We start from the raw sequence: 20,191 nt of genomic DNA on the forward strand, positions 1-20,191 counted from the left end.
GTATGCGTAAGAATAAGTTTTATGCGATTTATACGGAGTTAGCAGAAAAAATAAAATCCGGGGATTATAAACCAGGTGAAACACTACCTTCTGAGCATGAATTAACAGATACATACGAAACAAGTCGGGAAACCATTCGGAAAGCTCTTAACTTATTAGCGCAGAACGGTTTTATTCAAAAAATTAGAGGGAAGGGCTCAATCGTCCTCGATATGCAAAAAATGAGCCTACCGTTTTCAGGACTTGTCAGCTTTAAAGAAGTGGCAGAACATAGTGGGTTTCATGCGGAAACGGTGGTTCATGAATTTGGCTTGATGAAACCGACAGAATCGTTAATGACAAAATTAAAAGCGACACCTAATGATGAAATTTGGGAAGTTATTCGTTCACGCCGCATCAATGGAGAGCATGTCATTTTAGATAAAGATTATTTTTTAAAAGCTTTTGTCCCTTACTTATCGAAGGATATATGTGAAAAATCGATTTATGAGTATTTAGAAAAGAAGTTAAATCTCACTATCAGCTTTGCGAAGAAAGAAATCATCGTTGAGCCTTGTACAGAAGAAGATCGGAAGTTACTCGATGTAGATGGGTTCGATCATATAGTAGTGGTGAAAAACTATGTTTATTTAGATGATGCGACCCTTTTTCAATACACGGAATCACGTCATCGATTGGATAAGTTTCGATTTGTCGACTTTGCTCGTCGAGGAGTGTAGATGGCGGCATCCAGCGGAATTTGCACGAACCGAAACGGGATAAGTTTTCCTTGGAAGAAAGCGTTTATCATTATCTAATATAAAATAAACGAAGAAAGGGGCTGTTTTTGGACAGCCCCGTTATGTCTTGTCGTCATCTACCCCTTTAGGTAGCGGATCGATTTTATGTGCATCTTCTGGGTTTACGGCAGTTTTGACAGCGTAAATAAAAATGAATATGACAAATAGAAGCATGATGACAAAGAAGATGGTCGTTAACCAATATCCAATCATAAAAAAACCTCCCCCTTTGTACACATATATGCAAAAAGGAGAGGAGAAAGAAGAGATTAAGACATTTTTCGTAATTGACCTAACTCTTCTGCAATTGCTTGCATTTCACTTGGACTAAATGACTGCTTTTTCATCACTAATTCGTAAATATCTTTCAATTCTTCGTACATTTCTTCATCAAAATGAGAAGGTTTAATGGCACCGACATTTAAAACATTTAGCTTTTCTTTAATTTTCGTTATCATAAACTCGACGTTTTCAGTTGATTTTTGAGATAAATTCAATGGTTTCATCCTTTCGTTTGTTCGTGAACATTTCTCTTATTGTAACACGATTTTATAGGAAAACATGTAGTTTATTGAAAATGAAAAGGTGAAAACGTATGATTAATTGTAATAAAAGACATCAGGAGGGGTAATACAATGGTAAAAGTATTATTCGTTTGTTTAGGAAATATTTGTCGCTCTCCTATGGCAGAAGCCATTTTCCGTGATCTCGTGAAAAAGGAAGGGCTTGAATCAAAGATTGAGGTGGATTCTGCAGGAACGGGTGATTGGCATATTGGCAACCCACCCCATATCGGAACAAGAAATATTTTAGATCAGTACAACATTTCGTACGAAGGACTAAAAGCAAGACAAGTAAAGGCTCAGGATATTGAAGAATTTGACTACATTATTGGGATGGATAGCGAAAATATCGGAAATGTTCGCCGATTAGCGAACCCGAATCAATCAAGCCATATTTATCGCTTGATGGACTTTGTAAAAGATGCAAAGCTCGTCGATGTTCCTGATCCATATTTTACCGGAAACTTTGAAGAAGTTTATGAGATGGTAACAGAAGGATGTAAGCAGCTTTTAGAAGAAATAAAAAAAGAGTACAACTTTTCATGAGAGGGGAAAGTATATGGGAAGCGAGAATAAACTATTAAAAGGTTTATTTGTAGGAGCTGCGGTTGGAATGGCTATTGCATTAGTCGATAAGCAAACGCGCAAGGTAGCGATAGAAAAAGGAAAAGAAGCGGCCGACTGCGTAAAATATTGCGCTGAAAACCCAGAAGTCGTATCTTCTTTTGTAAAAGGAAAAATGGATGAAGTTAAAACGACGTTAAGATCCGTTTCTGAAGATATCACATTTTTAAATGAAAAGGTAAAGGATTTAAAAGAACTTACACCGCAAGTTTTGGAGTTTATTGAAGAGACGAAGGAGCAAATCAATCGTCGAATGAACGATTAACGACTAAAGGAGAGGTGATGGGATGACTGACCGATCGATTCACCGTAATTTAGTCCAGGAATTATTTCATCGCTTTTCACGAGACCAAATAGCTGGAATGGCAGCTGAGCTAGCGTACTTTTTCTCATTATCCTTATTTCCGTTTCTCATTTTTTTAATTACATTGCTTGGGTATTTGCCGTTGAATGCAGACGATATATTGAATTTTATCGCTCAATACGCCCCGGGTAATACAATTGCAATCATCGAAGAAAATGTACGTGGAATCGTGAATACCCAAAATGGAAAGCTACTATCTTTTGGGATCATTGCTACGTTATGGTCTGCTTCCAATGGAATTAATGCCATTGTGCGAGCGCTAAATCGTGCATATGAAGTGGATGAAAATCGACACTTTTTAGTTGCAAGAGGGATGGCAATTATCTTAACGTTTGCGATGATTTTTGTCATCATTATCGCGCTCCTCTTGCCGGTTTTTGGCCGTGAAATCGGACTGTTTATCTCGTCTGTGTTTGGCTTATCAGACATGTTTTTAACTGTATGGAATATGGTTCGTTGGCTCGTAAGTGTAGTCATTCTTTGCTTAGTTTTTTCTGGACTTTATTTCATTGCACCGAATAAGCATTTGCGAATTTCTGAGGTGTATCCAGGTGCATTATTCGCAACGGTTGGATGGATTGTCGTATCATTAGCCTTCTCGTATTATGTTGGTAATTTTGCCAATTACAGTGTGACGTATGGGAGCTTAGGAGGAGTTATTGTCCTTCTCATTTGGTTCTATTTAACCGGGTTTATCATTATACTTGGTGGGGAAATTAACGCTATTCTTTACCAGCGGTACCACCCATCCCCTTCATAAACTGATTCAAAAGTGTGAATGCTATTGTTGATCATCAATAAAGGGGGAACACTACATGGCCAATACGTCCAAAAAAGGTGGAAACCACACCAAACAAAGTTCTAAAAGCAAACCAAAGCAAAAAACTAGTAGCAGTGCAAACGGACAGAACGGATATCATTAACATCGAGTGGCGATTTATTCGCCGCTTTTTTGTGTCGTTTTGAAAAGAAAGGAGTATGGAAATGTTTGAACAAAAAGTTGTCATTGTCACAGGGAGTGGAAATGGCATTGGAAAAGAAATCGCACTTATGTATGCAAGGAGTAAAGCGAAAATCGTTCTTGTCGACCGGGATGAAAAGGGATTAGTAGGTGTCGAGAAAATGATAGCGGAATTAGGGGGAGCTTATTTACGCTATGCTATTGATCTTCGAAAAGTGGATGAAATTGAAAAGCTTGTAGCGGATGTGAAAAGTCAGTTTGGGACCATTGATATTTTAATTAATAATGCTGGTATGTCAAGGTTTTACTCTCCATATGAAATAACAGAAGAACAATGGGATGATATTATTGATAGTAATTTGAAAGGGGCTTTCTTCATGGCTCGAGAATGCGCCAAAGTAATGAAAGAGAAGGGAGGAGGTCGCATCGTCAATATTGCTTCTACAAGAGCGTTCATGTCGGAGTCAGGTGGGGAAGCATACGGTTCATCTAAAGGAGGACTCATTGCCTTAACCCATGCATTGGCAAATTCCTTGTCTGAAGACAATATCCTCGTGAATGCGATAAGCCCCGGATGGATACATACAGGTAAAGCAAGTGAATTGCGGTCCATTGACCACGAACAACATCTTGCTAAACGAGTTGGCACCTCATCTGACATCGCAGAGGCATGTGCATTTTTAACGAGTCCTACGAATTCGTTTATAACAGGAGAAAACATTACGATTGATGGTGGAATGACGAAAAAGATGATTTATGTTGATTAGTTTGAATTTAAAAAACCGCAAGAGGCTTTCAGTGAAAACCTTCTTGCGGTTTAAATGTATCTGTCTATTCGTTCATTTGCAAGTATGAATGATAAGTGGCCGTATAGATGTGTTCAATGTCCGCATCCGTCATATACATAATCGTTTCTTGATCGATGTCTTTCATTTTTGTAATAAATTCAATCATGTTTTTACGCTCTTGTCTTCCCACGTTTCCCATCTCCTTTATTGTTATGATACAGTGTACCTCTTTGTTGATACTATTATATAACAGAATAATCAAAAAGTTCAATCAATTTTTTGGATTTCTCGCCCTTTTTTTATATCTAAATAAAGGAAACCTCCAAGTGACTACATTCCTGGAGGTTTTTCATCGTTGTAACAGAAGGTTTTAGTTCAATAAAGTGTTAAAGTTTTTTCTTTACAGTTTTTTGGTGTCTAGCTCCAAGCGCCATCAGCTCGAGTCGCTTCGCCCCTGCTGTGGCGACGGAAGCCTCCTCGCAGGTCCTCCAGCGCCCTTCGCCTAAGGACTTCCGCTTTGCGCTTTTCTTATTCATTACTGAAGAACAGACTTTTCTTTCCCGATGGTCTCATTTTGTTTCGTCATCATGACAACCATTAGAATGCTGAATAGCATAAAACTTACGATGGAAAAGAAGCGAACTTGTTCGAAATATTGAATGATCATTCCACTAATATAGGGACCGACAAGACTCCCAACACTAAAAGCAATTCCACAAAGTAAATTGCCAGTAGGTAATAAATTTTTAGGTGTTAAATCGGTCATAAAGCTAATGCCTAATGAAAAGGTCGAGCCGACAAGCATACCTGCAATAAATAGCAACGTGATGACGATATAAATAGAGTGTTCAAACACGCCAGCGAAAAGAAAACAAAGTCCTCCGAAGAATAAAATACATTGTAATACAGGTTTTCTTCCGAATTTGTCACTCATCATACCGAGTGGAAGCTGAAAAACAATTCCACCAATTGCAAAAGCGGTAAGAAGTATAGATACGGTAGGAACATCGAATCCAATTCGAAGCGCATATACAGGGAAGCTTCCGTTTAAAGAGGCTTCCAAAAATCCATATCCTAATGGTGGCAAAAATGCTACCCATGCATATTTAAAAGCTTGCCGAAAGCGTTCAAACGTAGATGAGACTGATTGCATGCCAACTTCATCTTCAGGGAAATCGTTTTGGATGAAAAATAAAAATAACCATGCAACGAGACATAAACCTGTTGAAAGCATAAATGGCAATGCCTCATTAATTTCAACAAGCGGAGCCATTAACGGACCAAGCGCAAATCCTAATCCGAAAGATAGTCCATAAATTGATATGTTACGTCCTCTTTTAGCCTTTGGTGAAAAGGACGTAATCCACGTTTGGGTTCCGAAATGTAGGGCATGATCACCAATTCCAATCAATAAACGTAATACGAACCAAAACCAGAAGGATTTCCAAAGCGGAAACAAAAATAAGGAAACAATAACAATCGCTCCCCCAATTGTGATAACAGGTTTGTATCCATATTTCCGCAAAGGTTTTTCCATAAACGGGGAAGCAATTAAAATTCCTAAATAAAGTGCTGTAGCGTGAAACCCGTTTAATGATGACGAAATGCCTTCATTTTCAAAGATGATTGCAATAAGGGGTAACAGCATACCTTGGCTAAATCCTGAAATCGAAACAACACCAATCAAAATCCAAAAGCGAAAATGTGCCATTCTCCATCTCCTAAATTGAAAAATTCTCTTTCACAAGCATACATAAAAATGGTAACGTTGAAAATAGACAAGTAAAATGAATTAAAGGCAATTAAAGGAGTGATAACGATGGAATTTAACATGAAAGAAGTAGGCTTTACAACGAATCTTCCATACGGTGAACTTCATGTCGCTGGGGATGAAGAGTACGGTTTTCGTCCGTATCAGTTAATGGTTTCTTCCATTGCGGTTTGTAGCGGAGGGGTACTACGGAAAATCCTTGAAAAAAAACGCATTACGATTAATGATATGAAAATTAAGGTGGAAGTTGAACGAAACGAAGAAAAAGCGAATCGTTTAGAAAAGATTCATTTACACTATCTCATTAAGGGTGATCAATTAGACCCCAAAAAAATTGAGAAGTCTATTGAACTTGCACGTAAAAATTGTCCGATGGCACAATCAGTTGAAGGATCCATTGACATTGAAGAGACATTTGAACTTTTATAATCTGTGAACATCTAAACACGAACAACTTCATACATACTATTAGATACAAGGTTGAACAATAAAGGAAAATTACGGTTAAAGGTGGTTGTTACGTGTTTAATCGGATCTTTTTTATTTTGGTAGCGCTCGGAATGCCCTTATCAATTGTGGGAAGCTTTATTCATTGGCCACCCTTAGTCATGTTCGTCATTTACTGTGTAACCATTATTGCTCTTGCAAGTTATATGGGAAGGGCGACAGAAAGCTTAGCAATCGTCACAGGACCGCGAATTGGTGGATTGTTAAATGCTACATTTGGTAATGCAGTAGAGTTGATAATTGCTATTTTTGCGTTGCAGGCGGGGTTAATTGAAGTCGTTTTAGCCTCTTTGACAGGTTCTGTATTGGGGAATTTATTGCTTGTGGCAGGACTGTCCTTTTTTGTTGGAGGGCTTAAGTTTAAACGCCAAACGTTTAATGTTTATGATGCTCGTCATAATGCTGGGTTGTTAATGTTTGCTGTTGTCGTTGCTTTCGTCATACCGGAAGTGTTTTCGCAAACAATGAATGAGGAAAAGACAATTGCTTTAAGTGTAGGAATCTCTGTAATTTTAATCGGTCTTTATTTAGCGGCCCTTTTCTTTAAACTCGTCACTCATCGTGGAGTATATCAGCATAAAAGTGAAAAAGGAACTGCATATCATGAGGAACCGGAATGGTCAGGGAAGGTAGCACTCGGGATTTTGCTCCTTGCAACGATTGCTGTTGCATATGTTTCTGAGAACTTGGTTCATACCTTTGAAGTGGTAGCTGAACAATTGGGCTGGAGTGAACTATTTATCGGGGTAATTATCGTCGCAATTGTAGGGAATGCGGCAGAGCATGCATCAGCAATTATTATGGCCTATAAAAATAAAATGGATATCGCAGTAGAGATTGCGATTGGGTCAACATTGCAGATCGCTATGTTTGTTGCGCCTGTGTTAGTGCTCATATCATTATTTTCTCCGACTGCGATGCCGCTTGTCTTTACTTTACCAGAATTAATTGCGATGACGACGTCAGTATTATTAATGATAGTGATCTCAAATGATGGGGATACGAACTGGTTTGAAGGAGCGACACTACTCGCTGCTTATGTCATCATGGGGATAGGCTTTTACTTATTGTAAAGAGAGAGTTTAGCAATAAAAACAAAAAAGGACTCTGTGCATGAACACAGAGTCTTCACCATGTAGGACGAAACGAAAACATTAGGAGAAATTAAATATTCGGAGACTTGGAAACGCTTCCGCTCCAAGTATTTTCATTGTAACATGGTGTGTAAAATATGTAAATATTCTGATTAATTTCATTTAATGGAAAGTGTGGGAAATCGGATGGTTAAACGATTTAGTTTTTATTTTTTTGGATTAATGATTTTAGGGCTTGGAGTATCATTAACGATTAAAGCGGATGTGGGAACAGGTGCATGGGACGCATTAAATGTTGGGTTGTCCAACTTAACGGGTTTGACAGTCGGAACATGGGTCATCCTCGTCGGTCTTATCTTAATTTTTATTAATGCAATGATTATAAAAGGTCGCCCCAATTTACTTTCCATGCTTACGCCAATTCTTGTTGGTTTTACAATTGATTTCTGGATTTTAATTGGCTTAAATGAACTATCCTTCGATTCATTACTAAGTCAATATTTTATTTTTGTTGTGGGGATTGTTCTTATTGCCATAGGTGTATCCTTTTACTTGCAAGCAGATTTTGCACCAAATCCAGTTGACCAATTCATGTTAGCCCTTCATGAACGTTTTGGATTTAGCTTAATGGTAAGCAAGACGATTGGAGAAGTGCTTGCCCTCGTATTTGCCTTTATGTTAAATGGTCCAATTGGGCTTGGGACGATCATTATTACGTTGACTATCGGACCGATTATTCAACTGTTTTATCAACCTGTCCAAGTGCTGTACAAAAAATGGAAGCTCGTATAATTGGATATTTTTCATAGCCCTTGAAAAAACTACGAATAAAGGCATTTTGAAAGGAGATTCCCAACATGAAAAAGCTAGCATTCGTTTCATTACTTGCACTTTTATTCTGTAGTTTTTCCAATGATGCATTGGCGGCGAAAGCAAAGTTTAAAATACCGAACTCTGTGATGGATATCTCACAAGATAATACCTATCCAAATCCTACACAGGATGTACCCGAATTACAGCCTAGTGAACTTACGAAAGAGTTGGTTGAATCGGCAGAAGTAAAAATTGAAAATCCCGATTTAATTAAGATGCTGAATGAGTCAACCATTGCTCCTTCACCGGTGGCGATTGGTTATCGTGCAACAATCTACTTAGGTCATTGGGCGCTCAATTATGAATCAACCGAAACAGCAGCGAATTGGGAGTACCAAAAAATTAACACGAATCATCAAGATAATCGCGGAGGAAAAGCGGCGGTTCAGATGACTTACAAGCAGGAAGGACAAAAGCGAATCACAGGCGGATTAACTGCGAAAATTCCAGATGCCGAAGACGTCAAAAAAATGATGATTATTAAAGCCGTTCATAAAACAAAGCTCCCTCTATCGTTTGATACTGTTGTTGGAACAGGGACGAAGTTAAACAATGTGTATAATATCCCTCCTAAAAAAATGGGTTATTTATACGCCTATGCTCCTGCGATTAATGAAAAAGGAAAAGTTACGTATGGGGAAGTTTATCTCGTACTACGAGGCAGTAAAAAGAGTCTCGTTGTCAAAAATATTACACATCAAGGAATTGGGGCATGGATTCCTGTCCAAGATCGCCTCTCCTTTGGATTCATAACGTCAGATCAACCACGTTAAGCCGGGCTTATGCTCGGTTTTTTAGTTGTTACAGAATGTTTAAGTTCAATAAAGTGTTAAAGTATTTTTGGTGTCTAGCTCCGGTCGCTTCGGCTGCTGTGGCGACGGAAGCCTCCTCCCAGGTCCTCTAGCGTCCTTCGCCTAAGGACTTGCGCTTTGAGCTTTTCTTATTTGGCTCATTTCTTAGAAGAATGTAGTTTGTCCTCCATGTAAAATCCACGGTGTAGATGAAAACAACCTTTATTTTAACGAACACCCCATTAGTCAACCAAACAAACGTCATAAAAAACGCCTCCACTCATCAAAGCGGAGGAAAAGCTACTTCCAATACTTATTCACAACCCAAGAGGAGAGAGAACCTAACAGCGCACTTCCGATGATATCAGACGGATAGTGATGCCCGACCCATATGCGTGAAATACCTGTAATGATCGAGAGGGCTGTCATACAATACCCTAGAATTCGCTTGGAAAAAAGCAGGGTAGAGGAGACGCTAAATGCTAAAATCGCATGTTTACTTGGAAAAGTAGAATCATGCTTTGACGGCAAGAGCATATGTACACGATGAGTCATGAACGGGCGTGGTTTAAATGATAGGATTTTAATGAGAAACGTGGCTAGTAGTGACAGACAAGAGGACGCGGCAATATGAAGGGAAACTTTACGGCTTTGTTTCGAAAAAAATAAGAAAATGATTACTAAAGCATATAAGTATCGTCCGTAGTTCGAAGTGACAATCATACTTTTATCGAGTGGTCTAGACTTTTTGGCGCACGAGTTAATAGCACGAAATAGGTAAGTATCAAGCATTACAAGCACATCCTTTTTATCGGTACTATTCCCCTTTGACGCTCCAAACATGCTTGAAGAAAAAAAGGAAGCGGCGTCCGATAATAAGGATGCCGCTTTGAGTTAACGCCTTACTTCGTAGAGACTAAAGTTTTTTCAATTTCTTCCCTATCGAGAAGGACTTCTTCTTTATTTGGATATGTTTTTTCAATATGTTGTTCGCCCCACGCACAAAGCATGTCGAGCGCAGGCTTTAATGACCAACCGTAGTCAGTGAGTTCATATTCAACCTTTGGTGGAACTTGGTTATAAACAATTCGATTAACAACACCGTCTGCTTCTAGTTCACGCAATTGTTGCGTGAGCATTTTTTGTGTAATTCCCGGCATTAGTTTTTTGAGTTCATGTGTTCGACGTTTGCTTTTAATTAGGTGACATAGTATGACGACTTTCCATTTTCCACCGATAACCTCTAAGGCTGCTTCAACCGGTATATTGTATTTTTTCATCATCATTCACCTCGGTTCTTTGCTGTGTTCTATCTTACCATTCCAATCACGTTTTGGCTATTAAAAGGCACTTTTTAGTTCCTATAGTACTTCAAAGTGCGTACTTCCACAAAAGGCTAAATGGGTTCATAATGATGGTCGAAAGAGAGATTCCTTCTCTTGGAATTTCGAGGCGCCGTCGTCATTCCGTTAGATGACTTATAAAAGGAGAGATCAGAATGAGTTCTCATATACAATCAGCAAATGAAGCAAACGTGAAGACAAAAGGCGGAACACCTGCCCTATTAGCGCTTGCTATCAGTGCATTCGGAATTGGAACTACAGAGTTTGTACCTGTAGGATTGTTATCTTCCATTGCAGATGATTTACTCATTTCCATTACACTCGCAGGCCTTTTAATTTCAGGTTATGCAATGGGAGTAGCCATCGGGGCTCCTATTTTAACGGCTTTGACAAATAAGATGAACCGAAAAACGCTGTTAATGTCGTTGATGGTTTTATTTATCGTAGGAAATTCCGTAGCGGCCATGTCAACGAGCTTTGCCTTATTGCTTATTGCACGTTTTATTACGGCATTTTCACACGGTATTTTCTTTTCGATTGGGTCTACAATTGCAGCGGATTTAGTTCCACCGCATAAACGTGCAAGTGCGATAGCCTTCATGTTCACAGGACTTACCGTCGCGACCGTCACAGGAGTTCCATTAGGGACGTTTATTGGTCAAACATTCGGATGGAGAGCAACATTTTGGGGCGTAGCGATTCTTGGTGTTATCGGTATTATCGCTAGCGCAATTTTAGTACCAAAAGACTTAAAGGATGCACCACCTTCTAAATTTAGCGAGCAAATGAAGATTTTGAAAAATGGAAGACTCTTACTAGCCTTCGCCATTACAGCATTAGGATATGGTGGAACCTTTGTTGCTTTCACGTATTTAACACCAATTTTAGAAGAGGTTACAGGATTTAGTGCAAGCTGGGTAAGTGTAATCTTACTCGTGTATGGGGTAGCCGTTGCGATTGGGAATGTTATTGGTGGAAAAGCTGCGAATGAACGTCCAATCCGTGCCTTAACGTGGATGTTCGTATTACAAGCGATCATTTTATTTATTTTAACATTTGCTGCGCCTTTAAAGATTGCTGCTTTAATCGTTATTTTCCTTATGGGAATGTTTGCATTTATGAATGTACCAGGACTTCAACTGTTAGTCGTTAATTTATCGGAGAAGTACGTTCCTTCTGCAGTGAACGTAGCATCCGCCTTGAACATAGCGGCATTTAATGTTGGAATTGCGATCGGATCGTTCATCGGAGGCATTATTGTAGAATCGATGGGTCTTATTCACACGCCTTGGATTGGAGCTATTATGGTCGTGGGCGCAATTTTATTAACAGTGTGGTTAGGCAAGCTAGAGAAGGAGTCCGTTAAAGGATGAGGAACGTAGAAAGTCATTTATCTTATAAGCGGATGTTTGAAAAAGGAAAACTTACTCTAGGACTGCATATTCCTCTTGAAAATTATCATTTTCAACGTCCGAAGATGGAGCGACAAATCGAGTTAGCGCAATTAAGTGAGCGGTTTGGCTTTACAAGTTTATGGTTCCGAGATGTGTTGTTAGAGGATCCGAACTTTGGTGACCCTGCGGTGGGGCAAATTTATGATATGGTGATTTACTTAACATATATTGCGAGTCATACAGAAAAAATCGCGTTGGGGACATCAGCGGTAGTTTTACCGCTTAGACATCCGCTACGAGTGGCGAAAGAGATTGCGACATTGGACCAACTCTTCCCTGAACGCATTTTGCTTGGTGTTTCTTCCGGTGATCGTAGAGCTGACTTTCTTGGGTTACGTGTAGAGCATGAAGCGAGGGGGAAAACCTTTGCCGAAGCATATGAGTATCTACAGACGGTTATGTATCGAGAATTTCCAGAACTCGACTCTTCTCTTGGGAAGATTCAAGGAGCGAATCTGGTGCCGAAGCCAACTAAACAGATTCCGACGTTTATTACCGGCTTCGCTCAACAAGAAATGGACTGGTTTGCACAACATGGAGATGGCTGGATATATTATCCTCGAGATCCATTTAGTCAAGGAAGGTTGATTGAACAATGGAGAAGCCTAGCAGAACAGCATAATTCAGGAACATTTAAGCCGTTCCTTCAACCAATGCATTTAGATTTATCGGAGGATCCTAATGAAAAGCCAACTCCTATTCGGTTAGGGTATCGTCTAGGACGGAATTATTTGATAGAACTCCTGACCTTGTATCAAGAAGTTGGTGTGAATCACTTATTTTTTGCGCTCTTTGACAGTCAACGACCGGCTGAAGAAGTGATTCATGAATTGGGAGAAGAGGTTGTCCCTCACTTTCCACCACTAAACTAAAAAGCAAACAATAAAACCGCCAAGAATGAAAAGTAATTCAAGGCGGTTTTTCGTTTGAATCCAAGTATATTTATTGGAAATTTTCAATGTATGTGTTTTTTATAATGCCGAAAGGATGCGGTCGCATAAAGCCATCGTTTGAACGTTGTCACGCCCATTTGAAATTGGTTGTTGGCCTGATTGACAGCATTCGATGAAGTGCTTCAATTCTCCTACAAACCCACGTAAATATAAGTCTCGCAACGTACCGGACATTGGGGATGCAGAAGGGGTAAAGACCGAGTCTTTTTCGTGGAGCGATTTCCACGGCTCTTCAGGGAATGTTTGAGCGTGATGAATGGTAAGCTTGTTCAATTCATCTGCAAATGCATATCCATTTTCAAACGTGACAAGTACATTTTCACTTTCTCGAGACCAGGCAGTCATCCCTGAGAAATAAAGACTTCCAACGACACCATTCTCAAATTTTAATGAGATGCTTTGCGAAATATTTGATTGCTGACTGTTTTTGAATCCCGTAACAGCAACAACCTCACCAAATAAATAACGAACGAGGTCAACGATATGAATAGCTGCAAATTTAATGAATTCTTCGTCGTTTTTACAAAACGGCGTACTATTGACAGCAAATCGAGCTTCAAAGGAATGAGCTTCTCCAAGCTCATTTGTTGTAATTAACTCTTTTAGCTTCGCATATGCGGGGGCAAACCGCTTCATAAATCCGACCATAAGCACAACCCCAGCTTTTTCTGCTGCGTCAGCTAACTCACGCGCCTCTTGTTCTGTCATGCCTAGTGGCTTTTCGACAAACACATTCTTTCCTGCTTGAATGCAGTCCATCACAAGTGAATAATGATCGCCTGGTTGCGCGACGACAACAACACCATCACATTCCTCATTTGCTAGCATGTCTTTATAGTTATCGTACGGGATGCCGTCACTCCCAAACCGTTTTAATGCAAGGGAAGACCGCTCCATACTTCTTGTCGCAATCGCTTTGATATTAGCTCCTGCTTCAATGACGGAAGGGTAAATATTCGTTGTGGCATGAAACCCTGCCCCGATAAAACAAAGATTCGTTTGACTCATCACGTTAGCTCCTTTCTATAAACAGAATGAGGATACCATAGAAAGGAAAACTAGTCTATAAATCCGTGTTTCACTATTTGAAACAACTGGACAAAACTTTGATTAAACAAAAACAATTTTTTAAGATATGAAACATGAGAAAAGGAGGGAACTCGTATGAGTGAGTATGAAGTGGCCACATTGAAAAAAGGACTCCTTCTTCTCGAAGCATTACAGGAAGAAGATTTGACGTTGAGTCAGTTGATGAATAAGCTCTCTTTTAATAAAACAACAACTTACCGATTACTTTATACACTTCGAGAAATGGGTTATGTAGAAAAAAAACAGCAAACTTATCGAATAACGAATAAATTGGGTGGGGTTTCACCATTTTCTCCAAAATTGAATTGGCTTTCAGTACCCCCTCTTTATGCGTTAAGCGAAGAAATAGGTGAAACGGTTTATGTTGGTTTATTACATGGTACCGACGTTGTTACAGTGCAAGTTATAGACGGAACACATGCGATGAGAGTGCATTCAAATATTGGAGATCGATCCCCAGTCCATTTAAGTGCACTTGGTAAAGTAATGCTTGCTTTCTTAGATGAAAAATCTCGGGATGATTTATTAGGGCGATTATCATTGACTCAAAATACATCCCATACATTTGTAGATCCACATCTGTTTAAACATCATTTGAAAAACATTCAACAACAAGGATATGCAGTTGATGATGAAGAAACAGAGCTAGGTCTTCGTTGCATTGCAGTACCCGTTGTATTAGAAGGGCATGTAATTGCTGCTGTGGCAGTGGCTGGTCCTTCGACTCGATTGCTGAAAAGGAATGATAAACAAATTAGTAAACGGTTAAAAGAGTGCAGCGATCAACTAAATAAACTTCTCTGATAAAAGGAGATAATTTCTATGAAGGGAATGACAAAAAAAGCTTACCTCGCTTTATTATCCCTGGCAATAGCTGCTTTTGCTATTGGGACTACCGAGTTTGTCATTGTAGGGTTATTACCTACCGTTGCGGTAGATTTAAATATTACTGTAGTAGAGGCAGGAAAACTAATTACGGGGTATGCTTTAGCACTTGCGGTTGGAACACCACTTGTAGTGGTACTTACAGGAAAAGTTGTAAAAAAGAATTTACTTCTGCTATTATTACTTGTTTTTACCCTTGGAAATGGTGTAGCAGCAATAGCTTCTAACTATGAAGTTTTGATGCTCTCAAGGGTTATTACAGCGATTTCTCATGGGGTATTCTTTTCTGTAGCTACAATAGTGGCAACAGACATTGTACCAAATGAGAAACGAGGAAGTGCAATTTCGATCATGTTTTCAGGTTTAACTGTTGCAACAATTGCAGGGGTGCCGATCGGAACTATGATTGGTCAACAATTTGGGTGGAGAATGACTTTTGCAACCGTTGCATTTCTTGGCTTGATTGGATTAATTGCAACATGGCTCTCTATTGAACCATCATCTAATAACGATAAAGCCCCGACAATTCGGGACATAAAACAATTGCTGAGTCATCCAAGAATTATGTTGGCTTTATCCATGACTATTTTTGGATTTGGTGCTACCTTTTCTATTTTTACCTATTTGGCTCCAATCTTAGAGCAGATCAGTGGTTTTTCCCCACAAGTAATTTCTTATCTGCTTTTGTTATATGGTGTTGCAGTAGCAATTGGTAATGTAGTTGGGGGAAAATTAGCCAATCAAGCCCCTGTTAATTCTCTAAAAAGGATTTTTTTACTACAAGGAATTGTACTTCTAGTACAATATTGGCTGCTTCCATTAAAGGTGGTAAGTATATTTTCAATAATGATATTGGGGCTATTTGCTTTTATGATGTCTCCTGGTGTTCAAGTAAACGTTGTAAATATGGCAGAAAAATATGTTCCCACCGCTAAAAACGTAGCATCTGCTCTAAATATTTCTGCATTTAACATTGGGATTGCATTAGGTTCCTTTTTAGGTAGTTTAGCGGTTGACACCCTTTCTTATTTAGATACAGCTTGGGTGGGAGCACTAATGGCATTTTTAGCTAGTTTGATAGCATATGTGAACATTCGATTAGATCAAAAAAGAATAAATGGAGTGATAAATAAATGAGTTTACAAGAGTTAGAACTATTAGAGGAGCAACTACACTTCGAAAAATTTACGAACGAAGATGCACTGACACTTGGAATGATTTTAGTCAATTATGCTAAAGAAAGAGGTACTTCTATTGCTGTTCATATTGAGCGAAATCGTATTCCTCTCTTTACCCATTTAATGGAGGGGACGTCGGAAGAAAATGTTTATTGGCTACATCGCAAAAAGCGTGTCGTCGATCATTATAACAGAAGTTCATACTACATTGACCAGCGGTTTGCAGAGAACAACCTATCTCATTCAGAGGATTCGCTATTGCCAAAACAAGAGTACCAAGCAGTTGGAGGATCTTTCCCAATTCGTGTAAAAGGAGTAGGTGTTATCGGTTCAGTCACAGTAGCTGGATTAACTGGTCAGCTTGATCACGAATATGCTGTTGAAGGTATTAAGAAATTTTTGGCTATAAAGTGAGATTAAATCGAAAAGTCGCGTTGAGTATAGCAAAAGAGCCTGAGAATGTTGGTTTGTTACATTCTTAGGCTCTTAATTTTTGTTACAGAAAGTTTAAGTTCAATAAAGTGTTAAAGTATTCTCTTTACCGTTTTTTTTGGTGTCTAGCTCCAAGCGCCATCAGCTCGGGTCGTTTCATCCTTGCTATGGCGACGGAAGCCTCCTCGCAGGTCCTAAAGCGCCCTTCGCCTTGCGCTTTTCTAATTTTAAACTCGTCAATTATACATTTCGTTCGTAATCTTAATCTGTTCTTCAGCCATTTGGATGTTATGGTCATACATCGTTTGTGCGATGATTTTTCGTGCTTCTTTTGATGCTTCGAAATAGGAACGGTCTTCAACTAGGCCGGTAATGGTGTATTCATATCCGTGAAACCCAGCATTTAAAGAAGTCATTCCGTACACTTGAAATGGTTCGAGGGGAGTCCCGTTTATATCCCTCTTTAAATGTGAATCAAGCTGTTTGTTCATCTCGCCGCATGCGTGATTAAGTAATTCAAAAATGCGCGCAGGGTTTTCTTTATAGCTAACGACAATGCGTTCAATGACGCGCATTTTTTCGAAATTGTAGTTATGGATTTGTTTAATTTCTCCGTTGCTAATCGTTAGTAGTTTACCGCTCCATTCGCGAACTTTCATCGAACGAAGACCAATTTCTTCGACCGTTCCGTTAAAGGTATTGTTAATGGTCACAAAATCGCCTTGATGGAGCTGCTTCTCATAAATTAAAAAGACACCTGCCAAAATATCGCGAATTAAACTTTGAGCACCAAAACCGATCACAATTCCTGCAATCCCAGCTCCGGCTAGTATGCCGCCCAGGTCAGTCACGAAGCGTGAAATGGCAAAGAAAATAAATCCAATGGATGCAACGTATTTGGTGATCGAACGAATTAAGCTTTCAATCGTTTTTTCTTTTCGCTCTTCAATGAAATCAGTGCGCTTAAAGAAATTGTGGACAAGTTTATTTACAACTTGAACGGCGATAAATAAGGCAAGTCCAGCTAATGTAATTTGGACAAAGGGGTCTTTTAGCAATTGTTCCAGACTATCCATTGTTCTCACCCACTAAAAAGAAACAGATGCTTTGCGATTTTGAAAATCGACATCTTCATAATAACTATTTTTCACTAAAATATTTGGTCCAAGACATTGTACATTTGGACAGTGACAATTTAATTCTTTTGCTAAGGTTGATTGATTCCATTTCTCGTATACATCTTGTAAACGGTCCTGTTGAATGTTTCCTAACGGCGGAGTATCACCGAAGTCTGTTACGATGACGTCACCAGTAAAGATATTTACATTTAAGCGAGAGCGACCATCTGGATCGTTTCGCACTGTCACGTTTTTACTATTGCGAAGACGTTCTATTAATTGGAGGTCTTCTTCTTTTGAGCTACACGCATAAAACGGCAATGTTCCGAAGAGCATCCAGACTGACTCATCACGTATATCTAACAAATGGTGGATGGCTTGGCGAATTTCTTCTAATGAAAGTGTTTCGAGAGTGCTCGCAAAATCGCTTGGGTACATCGGATGCACTTCATGACGTTGACACTTCATTTCTTCCACAATTTGCTTATGAATCTTTTCCATATGAGGAAGTGTTCGTTTATTTAACATTGTTTCAGCTGAAACCGTCACACCTGCTGCTACGAGAGCGCGGCTGTTCTCAATCATACGATCAAATAATTTGGCGCGTTGTTCGTATGTCGGTTTACGGTCCATCATGGCGAAACCACCTTCTACGAAATCATCCAATGTTCCCCAGTTATGCGATATGTGTAAAACATCTAAGTAAGGAATAATTTTTTCATATCGCTTTAAATCGAGCGTTAAGTTCGAATTGATTTGGGTCCGTACTCCGCGTTCACGCGCATATTTCAAGATAGGTACAACGTAATTTTCCACCGATTTAAGCGAGAGCATCGGTTCTCCGCCTGTAATACTTAATGAGCGAAGCGTTGGAATTTCGTCTAATCGCTTTAAGATTAGGTCGAGCGGTAATGCGTTCGGATCCTTCGGTTGAAGGGTATAGCCAACAGCACAATGCTCACAGCGCATATTACAAATCGTTGTCGTCGTAAACTCAACGTTTGTTAACGTTAATTTTCCGTATTCCTTCATATCTAAATAAGCTTCCCATGGATCATAAGATGGCGTAATGGGAGCTAATTGCTTCTCGACTACCATTTTTTACACGTCTCCTTTACTACAAATGGCTAACAACAATGTATGTTATACCTCGATTAATGAGAACATTGCAACGAAAAGGACTAGAAAACAGGCAGCAAGCCTCCAATAAGGATGCTCCACTGCCTGAATCTCACTCTATTCTAACATGTTACGAAAAGAATGTAAGTAGAAAAGGAATGTTGTAAAATTTCGGCGAATTCGTTACGATGGAAAGGAGAATGAGTGCACGACCGATGAAAGGAGCACATAAAGTGGGCAAAGCAGCTACGAAAAAGGAAGATCAAATCCAATATTTAAGAAGTCGTCTCAATATGTTTTTAGAGGTTCTTGATGCTATTGAACCTGAAACAGCAGACGTTGATGATATTGACCGTTTAATCGCTATGCTCGATGACTTAGAAGGAAAATACGAGCGTTTCAAAAAAGATTGGGAGAATTAAGAAAGAGGCATCTCAAAGCAGAAACCCTTTGAGATGCCTCTTTTTTCATTGTTGCGGAAAGTTTAAGTTCAATAAAGTGTTAAAGTATTCTCTTTACCGTTTTTTTGGTGTCTAGCTCCAAGCGCCATCAGCTCGGGTCGCTTCGGTCCTGCTGTGGCGACGGGAGCCTCCTCGCAGGTCCTCCAGTGCTCTTCGCCTAAGGACTTGCACTTTGCGCTTTTCTGAGAAAATAAAAATTACTTATGAGCTGAATGATCGATCATGATAGGTAGATGGTAGAAAGAAAAAACCCGGGGGAGAATAAATTTTCATGTCCGGGGTGTGAGTGTAAAATCATGTATGTTTCTTATTTCGTTAATTTCTCTTAGTCGTTGCCAAATTTTTTTATGGCCTTTGACAGGAAATAGGCGCAAACTGCGGAGAATAGAGCAATAAAGAATGTAGGCCATACTGGATTCCCGCCAATAACGACTTCATTTGATAAGTGGCTTGCTGAATCCCAAGCTTTTGAAATGTCAGGTGTATAAACCGTCGTTAAAAACATCCCTGAAAGGACTTGAAAGAGTGAAAAGATGACGATGAAGCTACCGAAAAACACGAGAAATCGTTTCATGTAAGCCCCTCCTACGGCTAAGACACGTTAACAAAAAGAAATGTTTCAGTTGAATAGATATCGGAGCGGATTTAAATGCCCCCTTTTTGATGTGACCAAAGGGGGTTTTAGTCCTGCCTATTTTGTTTTTGCGTTTCTACAAGCTCCTTTAGCGTTGAATGGATATTTTGTAGGCTAACTAATATAAGACCAAGCATGACGAAGGTAACAATTTCACCGGTTATAAAAGAAACAATTCCGATGATGACTAGGTAAAATGTGTATAAAAATCCGTTTTTCATCTCAATCCCACCAAAATCTTAAATGATAGGTTTATTGTAGCATGAAAATGGTTTGGTGGAAATTACTGGTCTGGGATTTTTACGTTTCTACCATTACTTTCTGACATCGTTGGAGCTAAAATACCTCTTTCGCGATTGTGCTAAAATTCATGAGGAGTAAGACACCATTTGTAAGCTTTTACAAATTCC

The 20,191-nt window shown here is 39.3% G+C and carries 26 protein-coding genes; 15 read left to right on the forward strand and 11 right to left on the reverse strand.

The genetic code is table 11. The features are described 5' to 3' along the window. Positions 1 to 2: 2 nt before the first annotated feature. Positions 3 to 719 (forward strand): trehalose operon repressor, encoded by a 717-nt coding sequence (gene treR, locus ML543_RS13695; protein ID WP_243387992.1) that lies wholly within the window; start codon positions 3 to 5, stop codon positions 717 to 719. A 120-nt stretch (positions 720 to 839) separates the two neighbouring features. Here treR and ML543_RS13700 read toward each other — a convergent pair whose 3' ends face one another. After that, positions 840 to 992, reverse strand: a complete 153-nt coding sequence (locus tag ML543_RS13700) for a hypothetical protein (RefSeq protein WP_243387993.1) — start codon at positions 990 to 992, stop codon at positions 840 to 842. A 56-nt stretch (positions 993 to 1,048) separates the two neighbouring features. Then, positions 1,049 to 1,276: a DUF1128 domain-containing protein gene (locus tag ML543_RS13705; RefSeq protein ID WP_243387994.1), complete on the reverse strand. Its 228-nt coding sequence runs from the start codon at positions 1,274 to 1,276 to the stop codon at positions 1,049 to 1,051. Positions 1,277 to 1,414: 138 nt separating this feature from the next. Between ML543_RS13705 and ML543_RS13710 the strand changes: the two genes are divergently transcribed. The 4 genes from ML543_RS13710 (at position 1,415) to ML543_RS13725 (ending at position 4,058) form a co-directional block, all read left to right on the forward strand. After that, positions 1,415 to 1,888: a low molecular weight protein-tyrosine-phosphatase gene (locus ML543_RS13710; protein WP_243387995.1), complete on the forward strand. Its 474-nt coding sequence runs from the start codon at positions 1,415 to 1,417 to the stop codon at positions 1,886 to 1,888. A 13-nt stretch (positions 1,889 to 1,901) separates the two neighbouring features. After that, a complete protein-coding gene (locus ML543_RS13715; protein ID WP_243387996.1) occupies positions 1,902 to 2,231 on the forward strand; it encodes a YtxH domain-containing protein in 330 nt (109 codons plus the stop codon). A gap of 22 nt (positions 2,232 to 2,253) precedes the next feature. Further along, positions 2,254 to 3,090: a YihY/virulence factor BrkB family protein gene (locus ML543_RS13720; RefSeq protein ID WP_243387997.1), complete on the forward strand. Its 837-nt coding sequence runs from the start codon at positions 2,254 to 2,256 to the stop codon at positions 3,088 to 3,090. Positions 3,091 to 3,314: 224 nt separating this feature from the next. Next, complete coding sequence (locus ML543_RS13725; RefSeq protein WP_419095387.1) at positions 3,315 to 4,058, forward strand: SDR family NAD(P)-dependent oxidoreductase; 744 nt, start codon at positions 3,315 to 3,317, stop codon at positions 4,056 to 4,058. Between the two features lie 64 nt (positions 4,059 to 4,122). On the opposite strand, the gene ML543_RS13730 is transcribed toward ML543_RS13725, so the two are convergent. Together ML543_RS13730 and ML543_RS13735 are read right to left on the reverse strand one after the other, a co-directional pair. Continuing rightward, positions 4,123 to 4,269 (reverse strand): BH0509 family protein, encoded by a 147-nt coding sequence (locus ML543_RS13730; protein ID WP_243387999.1) that lies wholly within the window; start codon positions 4,267 to 4,269, stop codon positions 4,123 to 4,125. 345 nt (positions 4,270 to 4,614) lie between these two features. Next, on the reverse strand, positions 4,615 to 5,790 hold the full coding sequence (locus ML543_RS13735; RefSeq protein ID WP_243388000.1) for an MFS transporter: 1,176 nt from the start codon (positions 5,788 to 5,790) through the stop codon (positions 4,615 to 4,617). 108 nt (positions 5,791 to 5,898) lie between these two features. Between ML543_RS13735 and ML543_RS13740 the strand changes: the two genes are divergently transcribed. The 4 genes from ML543_RS13740 (at position 5,899) to ML543_RS13755 (ending at position 9,097) form a co-directional block, all read left to right on the forward strand. Beyond that, a complete protein-coding gene (locus ML543_RS13740) occupies positions 5,899 to 6,279 on the forward strand; it encodes an OsmC family protein (RefSeq protein ID WP_243388001.1) in 381 nt (126 codons plus the stop codon). 92 nt (positions 6,280 to 6,371) lie between these two features. After that, on the forward strand, positions 6,372 to 7,430 hold the full coding sequence (cax, locus tag ML543_RS13745; protein WP_341482366.1) for a calcium/proton exchanger: 1,059 nt from the start codon (positions 6,372 to 6,374) through the stop codon (positions 7,428 to 7,430). Positions 7,431 to 7,637: 207 nt separating this feature from the next. Further along, entirely contained in the window at positions 7,638 to 8,243 is a 606-nt protein-coding gene (locus ML543_RS13750; protein ID WP_243388002.1) for a YczE/YyaS/YitT family protein, read from the forward strand. 65 nt (positions 8,244 to 8,308) lie between these two features. Further along, entirely contained in the window at positions 8,309 to 9,097 is a 789-nt protein-coding gene (locus ML543_RS13755; protein ID WP_243388003.1) for a YfkD famly protein, read from the forward strand. Between the two features lie 318 nt (positions 9,098 to 9,415). On the opposite strand, the gene ML543_RS13760 is transcribed toward ML543_RS13755, so the two are convergent. Both ML543_RS13760 and ML543_RS13765 read right to left on the reverse strand, forming a co-directional pair. Continuing rightward, on the reverse strand, positions 9,416 to 9,907 hold the full coding sequence (locus ML543_RS13760) for an undecaprenyl-diphosphatase (RefSeq protein ID WP_243388004.1): 492 nt from the start codon (positions 9,905 to 9,907) through the stop codon (positions 9,416 to 9,418). Positions 9,908 to 10,017: 110 nt separating this feature from the next. Further along, entirely contained in the window at positions 10,018 to 10,401 is a 384-nt protein-coding gene (locus ML543_RS13765; protein ID WP_243388005.1) for a winged helix-turn-helix transcriptional regulator, read from the reverse strand. Between the two features lie 212 nt (positions 10,402 to 10,613). Between ML543_RS13765 and ML543_RS13770 the strand changes: the two genes are divergently transcribed. Then, the gene (locus tag ML543_RS13770; protein ID WP_243388006.1) at positions 10,614 to 11,831 is read left to right on the forward strand and encodes an MFS transporter; all 1,218 of its coding nucleotides are present in this window, start codon (positions 10,614 to 10,616) and stop codon (positions 11,829 to 11,831) included. Then, positions 11,828 to 12,784: an LLM class oxidoreductase gene (locus ML543_RS13775; RefSeq protein ID WP_243388007.1), complete on the forward strand. Its 957-nt coding sequence runs from the start codon at positions 11,828 to 11,830 to the stop codon at positions 12,782 to 12,784. Before ML543_RS13770 ends, ML543_RS13775 begins: the two co-directional genes overlap by 4 nt. A gap of 99 nt (positions 12,785 to 12,883) precedes the next feature. Here ML543_RS13775 and ML543_RS13780 read toward each other — a convergent pair whose 3' ends face one another. Next, positions 12,884 to 13,873 carry a Gfo/Idh/MocA family protein gene (locus ML543_RS13780; protein ID WP_243388008.1) on the reverse strand — a complete coding sequence of 330 codons (990 nt, stop codon included), beginning with the start codon at positions 13,871 to 13,873 and terminating at the stop codon, positions 12,884 to 12,886. 156 nt (positions 13,874 to 14,029) lie between these two features. Between ML543_RS13780 and ML543_RS13785 the strand changes: the two genes are divergently transcribed. Genes ML543_RS13785 through ML543_RS13795 form a run of 3 tightly spaced genes read left to right on the forward strand, consistent with a single transcriptional unit; the run spans position 14,030 to position 16,431 of the window. Continuing rightward, a complete protein-coding gene (locus ML543_RS13785) occupies positions 14,030 to 14,758 on the forward strand; it encodes an IclR family transcriptional regulator (RefSeq protein WP_243388009.1) in 729 nt (242 codons plus the stop codon). Between the two features lie 18 nt (positions 14,759 to 14,776). Continuing rightward, positions 14,777 to 15,976 carry an MFS transporter gene (locus tag ML543_RS13790; protein ID WP_243388010.1) on the forward strand — a complete coding sequence of 400 codons (1,200 nt, stop codon included), beginning with the start codon at positions 14,777 to 14,779 and terminating at the stop codon, positions 15,974 to 15,976. Then, positions 15,973 to 16,431, forward strand: a complete 459-nt coding sequence (locus ML543_RS13795) for a heme-degrading domain-containing protein (RefSeq protein ID WP_243388011.1) — start codon at positions 15,973 to 15,975, stop codon at positions 16,429 to 16,431. The genes ML543_RS13790 and ML543_RS13795 overlap by 4 nt, the downstream gene beginning before the upstream one ends. 254 nt (positions 16,432 to 16,685) lie before the next feature. Here the strand turns inward: ML543_RS13795 and ML543_RS13800 are convergent, their stop codons facing one another. Continuing rightward, the gene (locus tag ML543_RS13800) at positions 16,686 to 17,525 is read right to left on the reverse strand and encodes a mechanosensitive ion channel family protein (protein WP_279326682.1); all 840 of its coding nucleotides are present in this window, start codon (positions 17,523 to 17,525) and stop codon (positions 16,686 to 16,688) included. A gap of 12 nt (positions 17,526 to 17,537) precedes the next feature. Beyond that, the gene (gene yfkAB, locus ML543_RS13805) at positions 17,538 to 18,665 is read right to left on the reverse strand and encodes a radical SAM/CxCxxxxC motif protein YfkAB (protein ID WP_243388013.1); all 1,128 of its coding nucleotides are present in this window, start codon (positions 18,663 to 18,665) and stop codon (positions 17,538 to 17,540) included. Positions 18,666 to 18,919: 254 nt separating this feature from the next. Between yfkAB and ML543_RS13810 the strand changes: the two genes are divergently transcribed. Next, positions 18,920 to 19,108, forward strand: coding sequence for an SE1561 family protein (locus ML543_RS13810; RefSeq protein ID WP_419095388.1), 189 nt, complete (start codon positions 18,920 to 18,922; stop codon positions 19,106 to 19,108). Positions 19,109 to 19,472: 364 nt separating this feature from the next. Here the strand turns inward: ML543_RS13810 and ML543_RS13815 are convergent, their stop codons facing one another. Together ML543_RS13815 and ML543_RS13820 are read right to left on the reverse strand one after the other, a co-directional pair. Further along, on the reverse strand, positions 19,473 to 19,721 hold the full coding sequence (locus tag ML543_RS13815; RefSeq protein ID WP_243388014.1) for a hypothetical protein: 249 nt from the start codon (positions 19,719 to 19,721) through the stop codon (positions 19,473 to 19,475). 107 nt (positions 19,722 to 19,828) lie between these two features. Continuing rightward, entirely contained in the window at positions 19,829 to 20,002 is a 174-nt protein-coding gene (locus tag ML543_RS13820; protein WP_243388015.1) for a hypothetical protein, read from the reverse strand. Positions 20,003 to 20,191 lie beyond the last annotated feature (189 nt).

Origin of the sequence: Bacillus kexueae (genome assembly GCF_022809095.1) — a bacterium.
Classification (GTDB): Bacteria; Bacillota; Bacilli; order Bacillales; family Aeribacillaceae; genus Bacillus_BZ; species Bacillus_BZ kexueae.